The organism is Spiroplasma poulsonii, assembly GCF_009866525.1.
In the GTDB taxonomy this organism is placed as follows: Bacteria; Bacillota_I; Bacilli_A; order Mycoplasmatales; family Mycoplasmataceae; genus Spiroplasma; species Spiroplasma poulsonii.
Map to the genome: position 1 here is coordinate 112,525 of NZ_CM020866.1, position 15,912 is coordinate 128,436.

The following is a 15,912-nucleotide window of genomic DNA, read 5'->3' on the forward strand; positions in this document are numbered from 1 at the left end:
GTTAGAGGTAGAAAATGAAATTAGGAGTAGTTAAAATCTATAAAAACTGAAAAAAATTAACAACAATTGTTAGTTATCAAACACCAAAAAGACCATCCTTTTTTCAGTATGTCATTTTAAATGCTATTGCTAATTATCCAGATAAAGAAAAGTCGTTAGCTAATATTTTACGAGATGAATTACAAATTTTTAATCATAAAATTTACGCTGAATGTTTAAAGGATTTAATTGAAAAAGAAAACACAATTGAAATTAATTCACAAGGGTCATTAAATTATTTGGCTAATACTTATGCTGAACAAGAATGAATTGATCGTGCAATTGGAATTTTTTATATTTCAAAAGAAGCACTACAAGCCTTAGAAAAAGGTTATTTGTTAAGTAAAAACAATAACCGTGAAGCAACAATTGATTTTATTTTTGATATTTTTACAAATGAACGATATATTAATAATGAACATTTACTCTTAATAGAAAAAATTAATAATAATGCTTTAACAATTTTTTCAGAATATGAAGTAACAATTACGGGTGATGATTTATTTAAATTCTTAGAAAAATATAAAACTAGTCCTAATAAATATAATATGTTTAATAATGATACAACATTTACTTCAATTCGAAAGCAACAACAAACAATTAAACATGATAATAAAGAAGTTAATAAATTATTATCTGATGTTTATGAAACAAAGGAAGTTGTGCTAACTTTAACAACTTTTAAAGATATTAAAATGCAAGTTATGAATGATAAAAATTTGCAAGAAATTATTGATAATAATATTAATTTACGAACAAAAATTTTAGATTATTTTTTAACAACAATGACAGAAGATTTAACAACTGATTTTAATTTAAATATTCAAAAGATTGCAGCAAATACGCTAGAAAGTGATTATCAACAAGACCCTCGTCATATTACTTCAACATTGATAAATCCTCGAATTTTGATTATTAATGAAGCAAATGTTAATCCAAAAGCAGTTTTAAATCATAAATATTATTTTGATAATGATATTCGTTGTGTTATTTTTGTTAATGCTGATCATAGTACTAAGATAAGTGATTTAACCGCTTCAATTCCAATTTTTTATTTAGATAAAACCATTTTACCAATACATGATCATTTTTTGACATTATTTATTAATGATAAAAACGAGACAGAATGTTATGCCTTACAACCAACAGAGTTAATAATGTTAAATCGTAAAATTATCACTGCCCAAAAATTTTTATCAAATTATAGCAACCTCTTATTTAAAAAAATTTTACAAAATTTACAAACTGTGTTGAAAAATGAACAAGGAAATATTTATGAAACAATTCACGGTAATAAAGTTAATGACCTCTTTATTTATTGTTATTTAATTGATCTATTAAATCAAAATGACAATGCTTTTGATGATATTTTAAAAAATATTAGTACAAATAATTTTCAAAATAAGATTTCAATTTTATCCAAATGTGAGCAAATTTTAACTAATTTTACTTTAAGACCAAATTATTTTACAAAGATGCATACCCTTTTAATTACGGCGATAAAACAAGAAGCCAAAGACCAGCAAAATATTGTTAAAGCGTATCAAGTTTTAACAAACAATGATTTGTTAGCAAGTAAAGAAGCTTTAAATATGCTACAAGAACTTTACCATCAAGATAATGTTACGTTAAAACAACTATTAGAACTAACTAATGTTGCAAGTTCAACAACTATTGAAAAAATTTGAAATCAAAATTTATTTGCTATTTTAACTAAATTCCTTTTTGCGATTAATAATGATAATTTGCACCATGAGTTATTTGAAGAAATTAGTACAACAAATTTAAGTAAAAATATTACTTTATTAGTTAATTTGTATGGTTATGCGGAAGAATATATAAAATATTTTACTGAAATGAAAAAAAGAGAGACAAGTAATCTACAGCGTCATTGAGAGGAAATTTGAACTAAGGTTGCAATCATTAGCGAACGCTTTAAAAATATTAATCATGGTGATGATTTAACAATTGAATTATTAGGATCATTATCACAATTAGAAACGAGATACAAAGCTATTAAGTTTAAAGATATGTTTAATTCTGAACCAAAATTTCAAGAATACCTTGATTTTTTCTACTTTGATAAAGCAGCATTATATTTAATAAATATCTTAGAAGAAAAAATTACTGCTATGCTAAAGGCAAAAGACCATCGTTTAAAAGCAATTAATGAAAAATTATTTGTTTGCAAGGATCTTTTGGATAAAAGTAAACAAAAACAAATTATGACAATATATTATGAATTACGATTGTACTTATATTGTGAAAAAGCGCGCGATGAGCGAAATGATAATAAAAACCGCGATGCATTAAAAAAACTACAAAAAGAAATAGAAGAGGTGTTAAATTAATGAGTATGAGTGTTGAACAGGTAATGTATAATTACCAAAAAAAAATCGAAAGATTAAGTTTAAATATTAATTTTGTTAAAGAAAACTTACAATTATTATTACAACAATTAAAAAATATTGATGCTAGTGGATTAAACTGCCAAGCAATTGAACAGTATTTACAAGAGCTAAATCAAATTTTAGTTGATTTAGAAACTAATCCATTGGTTGATGAATTTCAAAAGGTTAAACATGTTGATTTAGAATTAGCAAAACGAGTTAACTTTTTCTTAGAACAAAAAACATTACGTTTAGCAGAAATTCAACAAAAAATTGAAGTGCTAAAAGTAAAAGTTGTTGAAGACGAAACAAAACAACGCTTAGTGAATTTAAAAAATCGTGTTAATTTAAATTATCAAACATTAGAGCAAAAACTACTAGGAATGTTTGATGATAATGCTTCAAAAGCTTTTATTATGAATTTTTTTAAATCAAATAAAAATCAGCTTGTTAATCTAGATCCAAATACAATTTCAGAGCTTGTTCAAGATAAGATTAATAACTATCGTGCTTCAATAGACTTTATGAAAAATCAATATCTTAATAGTTTTAAAGCCCAAATTGGCGATGATAAATTTATTAATGCTGAATTAGGACCGGTGTTAGAGGAATTCAGTCAAACTAGTGTTAATGATACTAATTCTTTAAATCAAAAAGCATTGGATTTACAAAATAAAATTATTAGTCAACAATTAGATGAATCAGCACGAAAACATGCAATTGCTGCAATCTTGCAAGCAATTCAAAAACGTGGTTTTATTGTTGATAATAATGATATTCGAATTACAAAGGAAAATGACGATAGTCTTGTTATTGTCTATGCTAAAAAAGTGACAGGAGAAGAAGCAATCTTTAAAGTATATCTTGATGGTCGTTTTACTTACAAATTTGAAGGTTATGAAGGTCACGCCCATAATGTTGATGAACAACCATTTGTTAATGATTTATCAATGTATGATGTATCATTATCAAAAGAAATGAAAAAGACATATTTAAATCCAGATAAGATTATGAACCAAGCTAAAATACAAATCGATAGTAAAACAAAAAAGAAATAAGATAATAATTATGACATTTATTCAAGTATTAGTAGGCAAAGTAAAAATGTATTAAAAGGACCAATTTATATTACTCCTTTTAATACATTTTTCAATTATTTTTTATTTAGATAAGTACCATCTTTATTTATATTTAAAGTGTTTTAAAAAATAATATAACCCAATTGTTGGTAAGATAAATATAATTGTCATTGGAAAAACTAATGGCCAAGTTGGACGGGTATATATGATATTATCTCAGTCCAAATTATATATAATTCCGTTTAGTTTATGCCAATTAAATTCATTATTAAAAAAATTAGAATAACCTCAACTATGATAGAAATTATCGTCGTTAATTAATTTAGCAGCAGTTAAAGTATATTGACTAAATAAGTTAAGGGCAAGAATTCCTGTTTTATATTCATTACTTTCAGCAACTTTTTTATAGTCCTCAATATATTTTGAAAAATTAATGAATAGTGTGTACCCAGGCACATTTTGAGGTTGTTGTAAAATACTAGTTATTATTGTTTGAGTATTGAGAGCATATTTTTTTTCAATTTCCATAAACATATTTTTTTGAAATTGCCAGCTATAGCGATACCCTCATAGAATCGGATTTGTCGTAATATTGGGGTTTATTCCAAATGTATTTTGTTGGTAAAACATTTGATAAATCTCAATTTTTATAGAAAATTCCTTTGAAAGAATAATTTGAGGATTTTCCAAATGACTTTGCGGGTGAATTATTTTAACATCTTGATTAACATCAAAAAGTAGTTCCCTTTTTAAATCATTAAAGTGGACTGCCTCTGAAAGAAAACCACCTTGTAATATTTTTTGATAATTATTTTTTTCTAAATAATTATTTATAATTTGATGAAATTGATTGCCATCATTTTTATTAATGGCATCGTAAATTTTAGTATATATATCATTAGATTTAAAAAGATTAATTTCTGTGTGCTTGTTTGCCTTAATTATGTTGGTAACATTATAGTCTGCTGCTGAAAAATAATGCTTGATATTTTTTGCCGTCATAAGTCAAGGTGTTATTAAAACAATGATTGTTAAAAATAATGTTATTAAAGTTATAACACTTTCTTTTAAAAAATGACTAGCAATGATGATAATAAATCAAAATAATGGTAATGAGATAAAAGAAATCAAGATTCCAACACCATAGAGTTTTAAAAAAATTAAAGTATGTGGTCATGATGTTATTAACAAGTAAAATACTGTTGTAATACTAAAAATAATAACATTATATACTGTAAAACTAAGTCATAAAAAGTTAATAAAATTATAACAAATTAAAAATAAAAATCAATAATTACAAAAAATATTAAAACAAAATATTATTTTTAATATTTATTTTCAAAATTATAAAAATAAGCACAACAAAAAATAAACTTTATTAATCTTATACATTAGACTTCTTGCGATACCCTTTTTTATTAAAATATTATTATAAAATATAATTTATGAGGACATAAAAATATGAACAATAATAAATTTAATACTCTTAATGATAGAGAATGGTTAAGATTAACAGGAATAAAAAAATCCACTTTTAATAAAATGTTAGATATTTTAAAAGTTGCTGAAATAGAAAAATTTAAAAAAGGTGGTAAAACTAATAAATTATCATTAGAAAATAGATTATTGATGACTTTATTATATTGACGAGAATATCAGACTTATTTTCATCTTGGTAAAAGTTTTGATATTAGTGAGGCTAATTGTTATCGTAATATTAAGTGAATTGAAGATATTTTAATTAAAAACTCTGATTTTCAACAACTTGCTGGTAAAAAAGCACTAATAAATGATTATTTTAATGATAAAACTATTATTATTGATGCTACCGAAACTCCAATCCAACGCCCAAAAAAAGACAAAAACAATCTTATTCTGGTAAAAAGAAAAAACACACGATCAAAACACAAGTAATTATCGAACAAGAAACCAAAAAAATTATTGCAACAAGTTTTTCGCTCGGAAAAAAACATGATTATGCTTTATTTAAAGAATCAAAAATCCCAATTTTAAAAAATACCAAATTAATAGTTGATAGTGGTTATCAAGGAATACAAAAAAATCACAATAATGTTCTAATACCTACAAAGAAAACAAAGAAAAACCCTTTAAACAAAGAACAAAAGCAATATAATAGACTAGTTTCAAAAATGAGAATTATTATTGAAAATATTTTTGCTATTCTTAAAAAATTTAAAATTATTACAGAAAAATATCGTAATCGAAGAAAAAGATTTGGTTTAAGATTTAATTTAATTGCCTCAATTTATAATTTACAATTATTATATTTAACATAAAATATTTATTTAAAATTAAATAATTTAAATAATAAATTAATTTTTCGTTGTGGAAAAATATTAAATTTTTAAATAAAAAACATAATTAATTAAAATTATATTTTTCTATTAGTATCTTTTTTACAAATATTTGCAATTTTTTAACAAGTAATGCAAGAAGTCTATTAAAATATTAGTTTAATTTACAAAAACTTTTTTAAAATATTGCTTTGATGTAAAATATCGCAAACACGGTCTAATTGTAGTATTTAATATATCTAAAACAGATTTTAATTTACTACGAATATTAATTAACGGTTCAGTTTGGTCAAATCAACGCCTTAAATCCCTATTTTATCCGTTCAACTAATGCTTTTTGTTTTGGTTTACCAGGGTCACAAAAATAGACTCTTATTTTAAAATGTTTTTCTATTGTTTTTCATTTATAAAATTCTTTTCCTCTATCTGTTAAAATACAACTAAATTTACTAATACCAATTTGTTTAATCATTTTCATTAAAACCATTAATACAATACTTGCTTTTTTAGTAGACCTCTTGCGATACCCTTTTTTATTAAAATATTATTATAAAATATAATTTATGAGGACATAAAAATATGAACAATAATAAATTTAATACTCTTAATGATAGAGAATGGTTAAGATTAACAGGAATAAAAAAATCCACTTTTAATAAAATGTTAGATATTTTAAAAGTTGCTGAAATAGAAAAATTTAAAAAAGGTGGTAAAACTAATAAATTATCATTAGAAAATAGATTATTGATGACTTTATTATATTGACGAGAATATCAGACTTATTTTCATCTTGGTAAAAGTTTTGATATTAGTGAGGCTAATTGTTATCGTAATATTAAGTGAATTGAAGATATTTTAATTAAAAACTCTGATTTTCAACAACTTGCTGGTAAAAAAGCACTAATAAATGATTATTTTAATGATAAAACTATTATTATTGATGCTACCGAAACTCCAATCCAACGCCCAAAAAAAGACAAAAACAATCTTATTCTGGTAAAAAGAAAAAACACACGATCAAAACACAAGTAATTATCGAACAAGAAACCAAAAAAATTATTGCAACAAGTTTTTCGCTCGGAAAAAAACATGATTATGCTTTATTTAAAGAATCAAAAATCCCAATTTTAAAAAATACCAAATTAATAGTTGATAGTGGTTATCAAGGAATACAAAAAAATCACAATAATGTTCTAATACCTACAAAGAAAACAAAGAAAAACCCTTTAAACAAAGAACAAAAGCAATATAATAGACTAGTTTCAAAAATGAGAATTATTATTGAAAATATTTTTGCTATTCTTAAAAAATTTAAAATTATTACAGAAAAATATCGTAATCGAAGAAAAAGATTTGGTTTAAGATTTAATTTAATTGCCTCAATTTATAATTTACAATTATTATATTTAACATAAAATATTTATTTAAAATTAAATAATTTAAATAATAAATTAATTTTTCGTTGTGGAAAAATATTAAATTTTTAAATAAAAAACATAATTAATTAAAATTATATTTTTCTATTAGTATCTTTTTTACAAATATTTGCAATTTTTTAACAAGTAATGCAAGAAGTCTAATATCGTTTTGATAGTATGGTTAATTTATCAGTAATTAATAATGAATTTTATAATGCTAATGCAAAAGCATTAGAACTAAAACAAAATGGAATGACAATTAAGCTAAACTATTTGTATGGTCGTCAAACTAGTTTTAAGCCAGCCGACAAATATTGGGCACAATTACAAGTTGGTCCTGGTTTTACAGAGAATATTTTTAAACTAATGCGAGCAGCTGGCAATCATAGCCCAACAGAAGTTGTTAAAAGTTTAGAATATTTAATTGGTAACATGCCACAGTTTTGGTCAACGTATAAACAAAATTTTTTAGCAGGTCAAGTTTTATATACTTTTACGCAAATTAAAACCGCGTTGGTACATTCTGCTTTACCTGAAGTTTTAGGTACTTCAATGTTTTGAGCTTTTGCAAAATGAGATGAAACAGCTAATGTCCACTATTTAACCGGTCGTGACTTTAGTAATTATTTAGAAAATATTTTATTAATTATTGGTCCAAATACCCCGATTGGAAAAGCAATTTTAAATTATGTCCAAGATAATTATCCACAATATTATGATATTGCAAAAAAGGTTTTAGAATTAGTACAAACAACAGGAAAACAATTTCTTGATGAGTTTGTTTGTGAAATTTTTCCTGATTTAGATCGCCATGTTACTTGGCCTGAATATAGCGAAAAAGCACAGCAGATAATTCGCGATTGAGCAAATTTAAATTCATTAATTTTTCAAATTCCCGTCCACATCCAAGGTTATCAGTATGGTGAATATGGGATTGGACTAGGAGAATTTTTCATTGCCATCGCAATGTGGGTTGGTGTTTTAATGCAAACATTTATTTTTGATCGTACTTGCCGGACAAAACGGGCAAAATGATACCAACATTATTTTTCAAAATTATTATTAATGTTAATTACAACAGCAATTCAAACAACAATTTTAGCTATTTCGTTAGCAATATTAGGATATAGTAAGATGGGACCTAGTTTTGGACTATTGTATGTGTGGCTATTGTTATGTAGTCTTATTTTTACTATTATTGAACATGCAATCTGGTTTGCGCCTGCTGATGGTGATGTTGGAAAATATCTAATTGTTATTTATTTAATTTTAAATTTAACAGCAGGTTGAGGAACATTCCCATCATTTATGCAAGCAGGGTTTTTCAATGTTATTTCAGTTTTAACACCTTTCAAATACGCAATTCACGGGATGGGAAATATCATTTACGGGATTGGAACGGGTGAAGGTTCATTAGTTCAATACCAAACTGAAATCTTACAAAATATGGGAATATTATTAATTTGAATTCCAATTTTATTAATAATTAGTTTAGGATTAACTTATTTATGACGACAAAAAGAACAATATGGAACTTTTAATTTAAAAGCATTAAAGAAAGTATTACCGGAAGAAAATATTAATATTAATAAAAATGTTTATCGTACTTTAAATGGTTTAAGTAATCAGGAAGTTGAAATAGTAAAAAGACAAATTCTAATTAATCAATATCAAATATTTGAAGAACAAAAAAGTCAGAAGATAAAGCGGATGGAAACAAAATTTGATATTACAAAAAATCCGAAATATTTATATAAAATTAAAAAAATTAAAGCAAAAGGTTATTCAATTGAGACAGAAGAGGAAGACCGTGATAGCATAGTGTAATTATGATTAAGGAGGAAAGTTATGGATAACAAAAATAACTTGCCAACTTTTAAAGAAATCTTTAAAAAAGAATGACAAGAGCAAACCGTTAAAAATAAGAAACGAATTATAAAATTTATCGCAATCTGTATTGTGCCATTTTTGTATGGTTTCTTTTGTGTTTGAGCTTTTTGAAATCCATTCCTTAAAACAGACCAGATTCCAATGGCGATTGTTAATCATGATGCAAATTTATGTGTGATTTATAAACCTAAAAGTGATACTGACAAATCAATTGCAAATGGGACTGATATTCATTATGTTAATGCAAACGATGCAACAAGTTGTAATGCAGCAGTTAAACCAAATGAAATTGCACGTTTTACAAGTGTTAGTGATAATATTGTTACTGGACAAAATTATTATGATAAAGAACATAATAATGTTAAAATCGATGTTAGTACTATTACCTTGAAATTAAATTATCTAAAAAATAAAGATACTAATTTTGAACCAAATGATAAATATTGAGTTCAACTACGAATTCCTGAAAATTATTCTGTTCATTTAATTAACATTTTAAAAAACATTGCAAATTCATCATTTGACCATGATCAGTTTTTAACGGATGTTACTTGAATGAGCAATAATCCGGTTAACTTGTGAGCAACGTATAAACAAAATTTTTTAATTGGTTATTTTGCAACAACTTTCGCTAATTTACGAGAAAGTTTTGTTCGTGAAGCAGTACCGCAATTAATTTTACCAATGCTTTATACCATTCTGTCTAATCCTGATGGGACCGTAAATCGTACTACTTATGATGACTATGTTAAAAGTATTAATACAAGCAATTTAATTAATGAAACAAATAATTTAGTTAGTCAAGGTAAATTAACTTCAGCACAAGGAAAGATTATTACTTCGTTACTAAAGGTATTTGGCTTAGTAAAAGGACCCTTGGTACAATTTATTTTTGGATCAGAAAATGTTGTTAGCAAAGATCAATATTTTACTAATAGTAATGAATTGGGTAAACATTTAAAAGATGTTGGCAGCATTATTGATATTTCATATAACGTGCAAGGTTATCAATACAATAAATATGGTATTGGATTGGGAGAATTATTTATGTTAATTGGTGTTTGAGTTGGGGCTTTAACACAAACATTTGTTTATGATCGTAAAGGTAGAACCAAAAACACATTATCTTATCAACATTATTTTAGTAAGTTACTATTAATGTTGTGTACATCCTGAATTCAGGTCACAGTAATGATGCTTTCACTATTAATTTTAGGTTTTGGGCAAATTGGTCCATCGTATGCTTTGCTATGATTATGAATGCTCTTTTTAGGATCAGTTTTCAATATTATTATTTGTTCTCTTTGGTTAGCGATTCCCGATGAAATGCTGGGGCGTTTTATTGCTGTTATTTATCTGATTATTAATTTATCAGCTGGATGAGGAACATTCCCATCATTTATGCAAAATAAATTTTTTGATGTTTTATCATATATCTCACCATTCCGTTATGGCTTACATAATATTGGAACAATAATATATGGTTTATCTTCACCAACAAGTATCGGTATTGGTGAATATCAAACTGAGATTGTCAAAAATATGGGGATTTTATTTATTTGGGTTATTGTTTTTGTTATGATTGGACTAGCAGGAACCTACTATCGTTTTTTAAAAATGAAATATGGAACAATTAGAATAAAATTAATTTATCAAGCAATGAATAACATTGAAAATATTAAAACATATGAAAAAAGTATTAGTGCATTGAATTATTTAACAGTAGAAGAACAAGCGTTAATAAAAGCAGAAGTATCAGGGCAATTATTAGCAAAACAGACAAAAAAGAAACTAAAAAAGCAGCCTAAATAATCATAGATATAATAGTAATATTTTTTGCCTTCTTTTTAAAATGAATTACCATCTATTTTATGGTATTATTTAAATACTAATTTATTCTATGAAAGCGAGGAGGACAAATGTATTTAAACTTATTAAATAGTACAGATAATAGTAATCCTTTACATGACTTCTTGTCAATTTCAACTTGGCAATCATTTGTTAGTATTTTTATTTTCTTTGGAATTATGCTTTTATTATGATTTTGAATTAAAAAAACAAAGATGCGTTTTATTTTTCGTGTTTTATTAGGACTAGCTTTTGGTTTAGTTATTGGAATTGTTGTTCAAGCAATTAATAATTTCCCATATAACACAGCTGATCCGTCAGGTTCAATGATTAATCCAATAATTCCAGATCCAAATGACCCCAATAAGAACATTCCAAATGATATTTATGTCTTGTGAGTTCATGAGTTTTCAATTTGAGTTAACTTCTTTAGAATGGTCTTTTTAAATGCGATTTTATTAATGACTGTTCCTGTTGTTTTCTTAGCAATTGCACGATCCGTATCAAAACCAGGAAAAGATGCAGCATCAAAAAAAGGAACAATTATTACAATTGCCATTTTATTGTTAAATGTTGCAGTGATGTTTATTATTACCTTATTTATTGGTATTGCTTTTAATATTGGCAATGGTTTTACAATTTCGGGAAGTGGTAGTTATGATAAAGCAGCATCGAAACCATTACCACAAATTATTTGAGATTATGTTCCTTCAAATTTTGTTGCTCCATTCTTTTTGGGAGCAATTATTCCAGTGATGGTTATTGCAGGATTAATTGGCCTTGCGGTTAAAAAATCATCAAAAAGACATCCCGAATATATGCAAAAAATCCGTGCTGGATTTGATCGTTGATGGACAGTTATTATGTCATGTTTAATGTTTATTATTAAGTTAATGCCTTATGCCGTAATGTCAATGGTTACTTATGCCATTGTTTCGCGTCCAATTGGATATTTAGTACAAATTGGAATTGTAATTGGGGTTGGTTACTTATGTCTAGTAATTGCCTTGATTTGACATTCGTTATTATTAACATTATCAGGAATTAATCCATTTAAATGATGAAAATTTGCTATTAAGCCAGTAATTCAAGGATTTACAACCCAATCTTCAAATGCAACCTTACCTTTAACAATGGAAGTCTTGAAAGATGATATAAAAGTAAAAGAAAATTTAGTTGGTATTTCAGCACCATTAACAACAACAATGGGATTAACTGCTTGTGCTGGGGTACAAGCGGGAATTATTGTTTCATTTATTGTAACAGCAGGATTATTTGATTTGACAGCCGCTAATTTCTTTATTGCTTTAATAGTTGTTGTTGTTGCGTCATTAGGAATTGCTGGTGTTCCAGGAACAGCTAGTGTTGTCACAGCCGGAGTGCTGGGGGGGCTTTGTTTAGGGACTTTATATGTTCCTGTTTATGCAATTATTGGAGCGTTAGATGGCTTATTTGATATGGGTCGAACAGCAGTAAATGTTGCAGGAGGATTACAAGCAACAACAATTGCTGCCCGGTTAACAAATTGTTTAGAAAACGAAGATCTTATGCTTTTCAAATGATCACGCCTACGGCGAAAACGAAAGAGAGAAAAAGCGTCAAAATAAGAATAAAGGTAACACCTTTATTCTTATTTTAAATTGGAAAGGTTATAATATTACTAAGAAGACAGAAAGAAGGGGAAAAGATGAAGGTAATTGTAATTGGTGGGTCAACTGCTGGAATGACAGCAGCTAGTAAGTTAAAACGTATTTTAAAAGATGATGTTGAAATAGTTGCTTATCAAAAATTAAAATATCCATCGTTAGGTAGTTGTGGAATTCCTTATTATGTTGGAAAACATTTTGATAAACCAGAAAGTATGATTGCACGAACTGTTGAACAATTTAAAGATAATGGAATTATTGTAAAAACTTCGTGTGAAGTAACAAAAGTTGATTTTAAGGCAAAAACAGTTTATGGAATTAATCTTGCAACAAACGAAAAATTTAATGATACTTATGATAAGTTGATTATTAGTGTTGGAGCAACACCACGCAAATTAAATTTGGCGGGAGAAGAAGCATCAAATGTTTTTACAGGAACAACTTTAGAATCGGCAGTAGTTCTTCGCGATAGTTTAGCAACAATTAAAAATGTTGCCATTATTGGTGGCGGTTTCATTGGTTTAGAATTTTGTGAAAGTTTTGGTTTAACAGGAAAAAATATTACATTAATTGAAGCCGACAAATGGGTTTTACGAAAATTAATTGATGAAGATATTGTCCAATTATTAGTGGCAGATTTAGAACATAAAGGAATTAAAATTAAGACAAATGAGAAAGTAGCAGAGTTTATTGTTAAAAACAATAAAGTAACAAAAATTAGATTATCATCAGAAGAAGAGATTCCAACAGATTTAGTTTTAGTGGGAATTGGAGTTATCCCAAGCACTGATTTTTTAAAAGAAACAGAGCTAAAAATGAATGAATTTGGGGTGATTTTAGTTAATGATCAGTTTGAAACTAATATTAAAAATGTTTATGCTGTTGGTGATTGTGTTATGACAAAAAATATGATTGATAATAGGTTACAATATATTTCATTAGCAACTGTTGCGGCAAAAAACGGAAAGGTTTTAGGTAATATTTTAGCAGGGAAAAAAGATCATTTTCCAGGGGCGATTGGAACCGCTATTATCCAAGTTTTTGATAGTGAAATTGCTCGAACAGGGTATACGAAAGAGCAAGCAATTGCAAATGGTTTTAATACTAAAGAAGTGGTTATTACGGGAACTGATCATACTCATTATGTCGCCGATGCTAAACCAGTTACCGTTAAGGTTATTTATGATCAAAACACAAAAGTTATTGTAGGGGCACAAATATTTGGTTATAATAAAGCTAGTTTAAGAATTAATGCTTTAATCCCATTAATTTGGACAAAAACTAAAATTAATGAGATTGAATATTTGGATTTACCATATTCACCACCATTTGCAAAAAGTGTTGATGTGTTAAATGTTGTTTTAACGAAGATTAATGAAGACTAAAAATAAAGGAGAAAAAATTATTAAATGACAGTAAAAAATGCTATTAATTGACGAAAAACAATTAAAAAATATGATAGTAGCAAAACTATTAACGATAATGATTTATTAACAATTATTGAAGCGGGGCGTTTAGCACCATGCTCATTAGGGCTAGAAGTTACTAATGTTTTGACTATTACTAATAAAGAATTAAAAACTAAATTTGCAGAAGAGGTAATGAGTGGTTCGAATCAGGAAAAAGTTCAGAATGCAAATTGTATTATGATTATCGCTGGGATTAATCCAGAATATTTAGTCTCAACGGAATTTTTGACAACACGGTTAGAACGAAATATTGCACAACCTGATGTGTTAAAAAAGACAATTGATAAATATCAAACTTTTTTAACGCAAAAAAAAGATTTGTTTACCTTTGTGTCCGAACAAGCACATATTGTAACTAGTTTTATTACCCTGCAAGCTGCTGATTTAAAAATTGGGTCAACAATTATGGGGGGTTTTGATGTTAAAAAATGTAATGATTTATTATCAGAACATTGTTTTTTTAACCAAGATAAATTATATTCGATATTAGTCTTAGCTTTAGGATATTATGATGAAACAGATGAAAAAACAAGTTTACCACGGGTACGCATTGATTTTAATGAATTTGCAAAGATTATTAAATAATTTTTGTTTTTATTGATAATATGTGTTATCATTATTTACGTGTAAATAATATGCATCCATATTATTAAAAGAGAGGTGAATTATATGGCAAGAGAAGGAATCCATCCAAAATATTTTGATACTAAAATCATGTGCACAACTTGTGGAACAGAGCGCATGACTGGTTCTACTAAGGGGGAAGAATTAAAAGTTGATACTTGTTCTTCATGCCATCCCTTCTATACAGGTAATCAGCAATTTGCTAATGCAGCAGGACGTGTTGAACGCTTTAAATCTAAATTTAATAAAAAAGAAGAATTAGTAAAACAAACAGAAGAAGCATCAAAAGTACAAAAAGAACTTAATAAAAAAACAGCAAAACCAAAATCTGATAATTAAAAAGCAGAATAATGGTAGAAAACTTTTATCTTATTAAGATAAAAGTTTTTTTAATAATAATTCTAGGTCATTTTGTTTTTTTCGTTATAATGAAAATAGACTACTTTAAAAGTTTATAAAGGATAAAAGGGAATTAAGTGCAAGTCTTAAGCTGTCCTAGCAACTGTAAAACTGACGAATGTTAATGAGCACCACTGAATAACATATTTGGGAAGGATTAACTAGTAGGATGAAGTTAAGCCAGTAGACCGGCCTGATAAATTTAATAAGAGTCCTACTAGGTAAATAGGATTAATTTATTTTGTAAATAAGATAAAAATATAAATATAAAAAACAAAAGGAGAAGAAAAATGGTTAAAAATATCTTGACGTTAGTAACAAGTTTAACAGTTGGTACAACAACTATTGCAAATGTTGCATTGCAATAATTAACTTCATCAAACAGCGAAAAAGTATCACAAAATAGTATTGATGGATATCATGTTAATAGTGTTAAAATCACAGTAAAAAATGAAAGTGGAAGAGTTATCAATACAATTACGTTTTATAATTCATTAGTAAGTTTAGGTGATATGTTAGCATCGGATTCCGATTCTTTTGGGCTTAACGAAACATCATTTGGCCGTTTATTGATCAGAGTTGATGATATAATAACAGATTTTAATAAAAATTATTGAGCAGTTTTTTCAAGCACACATCCATTCTACAAGTTTAGTACTAGTCCAGCAAATTATTGTTCAGTTGGAATTGATGGTTTAGTTTTTCGTGACATTTGAGAACAAGACCAATTATTTGATTTTGTCTTAACTAAGATTTAAGTTAAGTAATAATCCTATTTATCCTTTTTTGAGAAAG

General features: G+C 26.6%; 16 protein-coding genes and 1 riboswitch. Of the genes, 14 read left to right on the forward strand and 2 right to left on the reverse strand.

From position 1 onward, the window contains the following. Positions 1-14: 14 nt before the first annotated feature. Both MSROBK_RS00600 and MSROBK_RS00605 read left to right on the forward strand, forming a co-directional pair. Positions 15-2,390 (forward strand): hypothetical protein, encoded by a 2,376-nt coding sequence (locus tag MSROBK_RS00600; RefSeq protein WP_040092530.1) that lies wholly within the window; start codon positions 15-17, stop codon positions 2,388-2,390. Continuing rightward, positions 2,390-3,487 (forward strand): hypothetical protein, encoded by a 1,098-nt coding sequence (locus MSROBK_RS00605; RefSeq protein WP_040092531.1) that lies wholly within the window; start codon positions 2,390-2,392, stop codon positions 3,485-3,487. The genes MSROBK_RS00600 and MSROBK_RS00605 overlap by 1 nt, the downstream gene beginning before the upstream one ends. 123 nt (positions 3,488-3,610) lie before the next feature. Here MSROBK_RS00605 and MSROBK_RS00610 read toward each other — a convergent pair whose 3' ends face one another. Continuing rightward, a complete protein-coding gene (locus MSROBK_RS00610) occupies positions 3,611-4,510 on the reverse strand; it encodes a hypothetical protein (protein ID WP_040092533.1) in 900 nt (299 codons plus the stop codon). A gap of 22 nt (positions 4,511-4,532) precedes the next feature. Here MSROBK_RS00610 and MSROBK_RS12005 point away from each other — a divergent pair, with 22 nt between their 5' ends. The 3 genes from MSROBK_RS12005 to MSROBK_RS12525 all read left to right on the forward strand — a co-directional run bounded on the left by MSROBK_RS12005 (position 4,533) and on the right by MSROBK_RS12525 (position 5,805). Continuing rightward, positions 4,533-4,655: a hypothetical protein gene (locus tag MSROBK_RS12005; RefSeq protein ID WP_258267030.1), complete on the forward strand. Its 123-nt coding sequence runs from the start codon at positions 4,533-4,535 to the stop codon at positions 4,653-4,655. A gap of 314 nt (positions 4,656-4,969) precedes the next feature. Further along, positions 4,970-5,422 carry an IS5 family transposase gene (locus tag MSROBK_RS12520; RefSeq protein ID WP_040092446.1) on the forward strand — a complete coding sequence of 151 codons (453 nt, stop codon included), beginning with the start codon at positions 4,970-4,972 and terminating at the stop codon, positions 5,420-5,422. Then, entirely contained in the window at positions 5,407-5,805 is a 399-nt protein-coding gene (locus MSROBK_RS12525; protein WP_242441474.1) for a transposase family protein, read from the forward strand. Before MSROBK_RS12520 ends, MSROBK_RS12525 begins: the two co-directional genes overlap by 16 nt. Before the next feature lie 328 nt (positions 5,806-6,133). Here the strand turns inward: MSROBK_RS12525 and MSROBK_RS00620 are convergent, their stop codons facing one another. Beyond that, on the reverse strand, positions 6,134-6,301 hold the full coding sequence (locus MSROBK_RS00620) for a DDE-type integrase/transposase/recombinase (protein WP_133165033.1): 168 nt from the start codon (positions 6,299-6,301) through the stop codon (positions 6,134-6,136). A 101-nt stretch (positions 6,302-6,402) separates the two neighbouring features. Between MSROBK_RS00620 and MSROBK_RS12530 the strand changes: the two genes are divergently transcribed. The 9 genes from MSROBK_RS12530 (at position 6,403) to MSROBK_RS00660 (ending at position 15,875) form a co-directional block, all read left to right on the forward strand. Further along, positions 6,403-6,855, forward strand: coding sequence for an IS5 family transposase (locus tag MSROBK_RS12530; RefSeq protein WP_040092446.1), 453 nt, complete (start codon positions 6,403-6,405; stop codon positions 6,853-6,855). Further along, positions 6,840-7,238, forward strand: a complete 399-nt coding sequence (locus MSROBK_RS12535; RefSeq protein ID WP_242441474.1) for a transposase family protein — start codon at positions 6,840-6,842, stop codon at positions 7,236-7,238. The genes MSROBK_RS12530 and MSROBK_RS12535 overlap by 16 nt, the downstream gene beginning before the upstream one ends. A 180-nt stretch (positions 7,239-7,418) precedes the next feature. Then, positions 7,419-9,068, forward strand: coding sequence for an ABC transporter permease (locus tag MSROBK_RS00630; RefSeq protein WP_227991314.1), 1,650 nt, complete (start codon positions 7,419-7,421; stop codon positions 9,066-9,068). Between the two features lie 21 nt (positions 9,069-9,089). Beyond that, positions 9,090-10,943: an ABC transporter gene (locus tag MSROBK_RS00635; RefSeq protein ID WP_040092536.1), complete on the forward strand. Its 1,854-nt coding sequence runs from the start codon at positions 9,090-9,092 to the stop codon at positions 10,941-10,943. Positions 10,944-11,050: 107 nt separating this feature from the next. Next, on the forward strand, positions 11,051-12,586 hold the full coding sequence (locus MSROBK_RS00640; RefSeq protein WP_040092537.1) for a dicarboxylate/amino acid:cation symporter: 1,536 nt from the start codon (positions 11,051-11,053) through the stop codon (positions 12,584-12,586). Between the two features lie 80 nt (positions 12,587-12,666). Continuing rightward, positions 12,667-14,010, forward strand: coding sequence for an FAD-dependent oxidoreductase (locus MSROBK_RS00645; protein ID WP_040092538.1), 1,344 nt, complete (start codon positions 12,667-12,669; stop codon positions 14,008-14,010). Between the two features lie 24 nt (positions 14,011-14,034). Beyond that, on the forward strand, positions 14,035-14,679 hold the full coding sequence (locus tag MSROBK_RS00650; RefSeq protein ID WP_040092540.1) for a nitroreductase family protein: 645 nt from the start codon (positions 14,035-14,037) through the stop codon (positions 14,677-14,679). Between the two features lie 84 nt (positions 14,680-14,763). After that, positions 14,764-15,057, forward strand: a complete 294-nt coding sequence (rpmE, locus tag MSROBK_RS00655; RefSeq protein WP_040092542.1) for a 50S ribosomal protein L31 — start codon at positions 14,764-14,766, stop codon at positions 15,055-15,057. 80 nt (positions 15,058-15,137) lie between these two features. Continuing rightward, a riboswitch (cobalamin riboswitch) is annotated at positions 15,138-15,328 on the forward strand. A 301-nt stretch (positions 15,329-15,629) separates the two neighbouring features. Beyond that, positions 15,630-15,875 carry a hypothetical protein gene (locus MSROBK_RS00660; RefSeq protein ID WP_040092544.1) on the forward strand — a complete coding sequence of 82 codons (246 nt, stop codon included), beginning with the start codon at positions 15,630-15,632 and terminating at the stop codon, positions 15,873-15,875. Positions 15,876-15,912 lie beyond the last annotated feature (37 nt).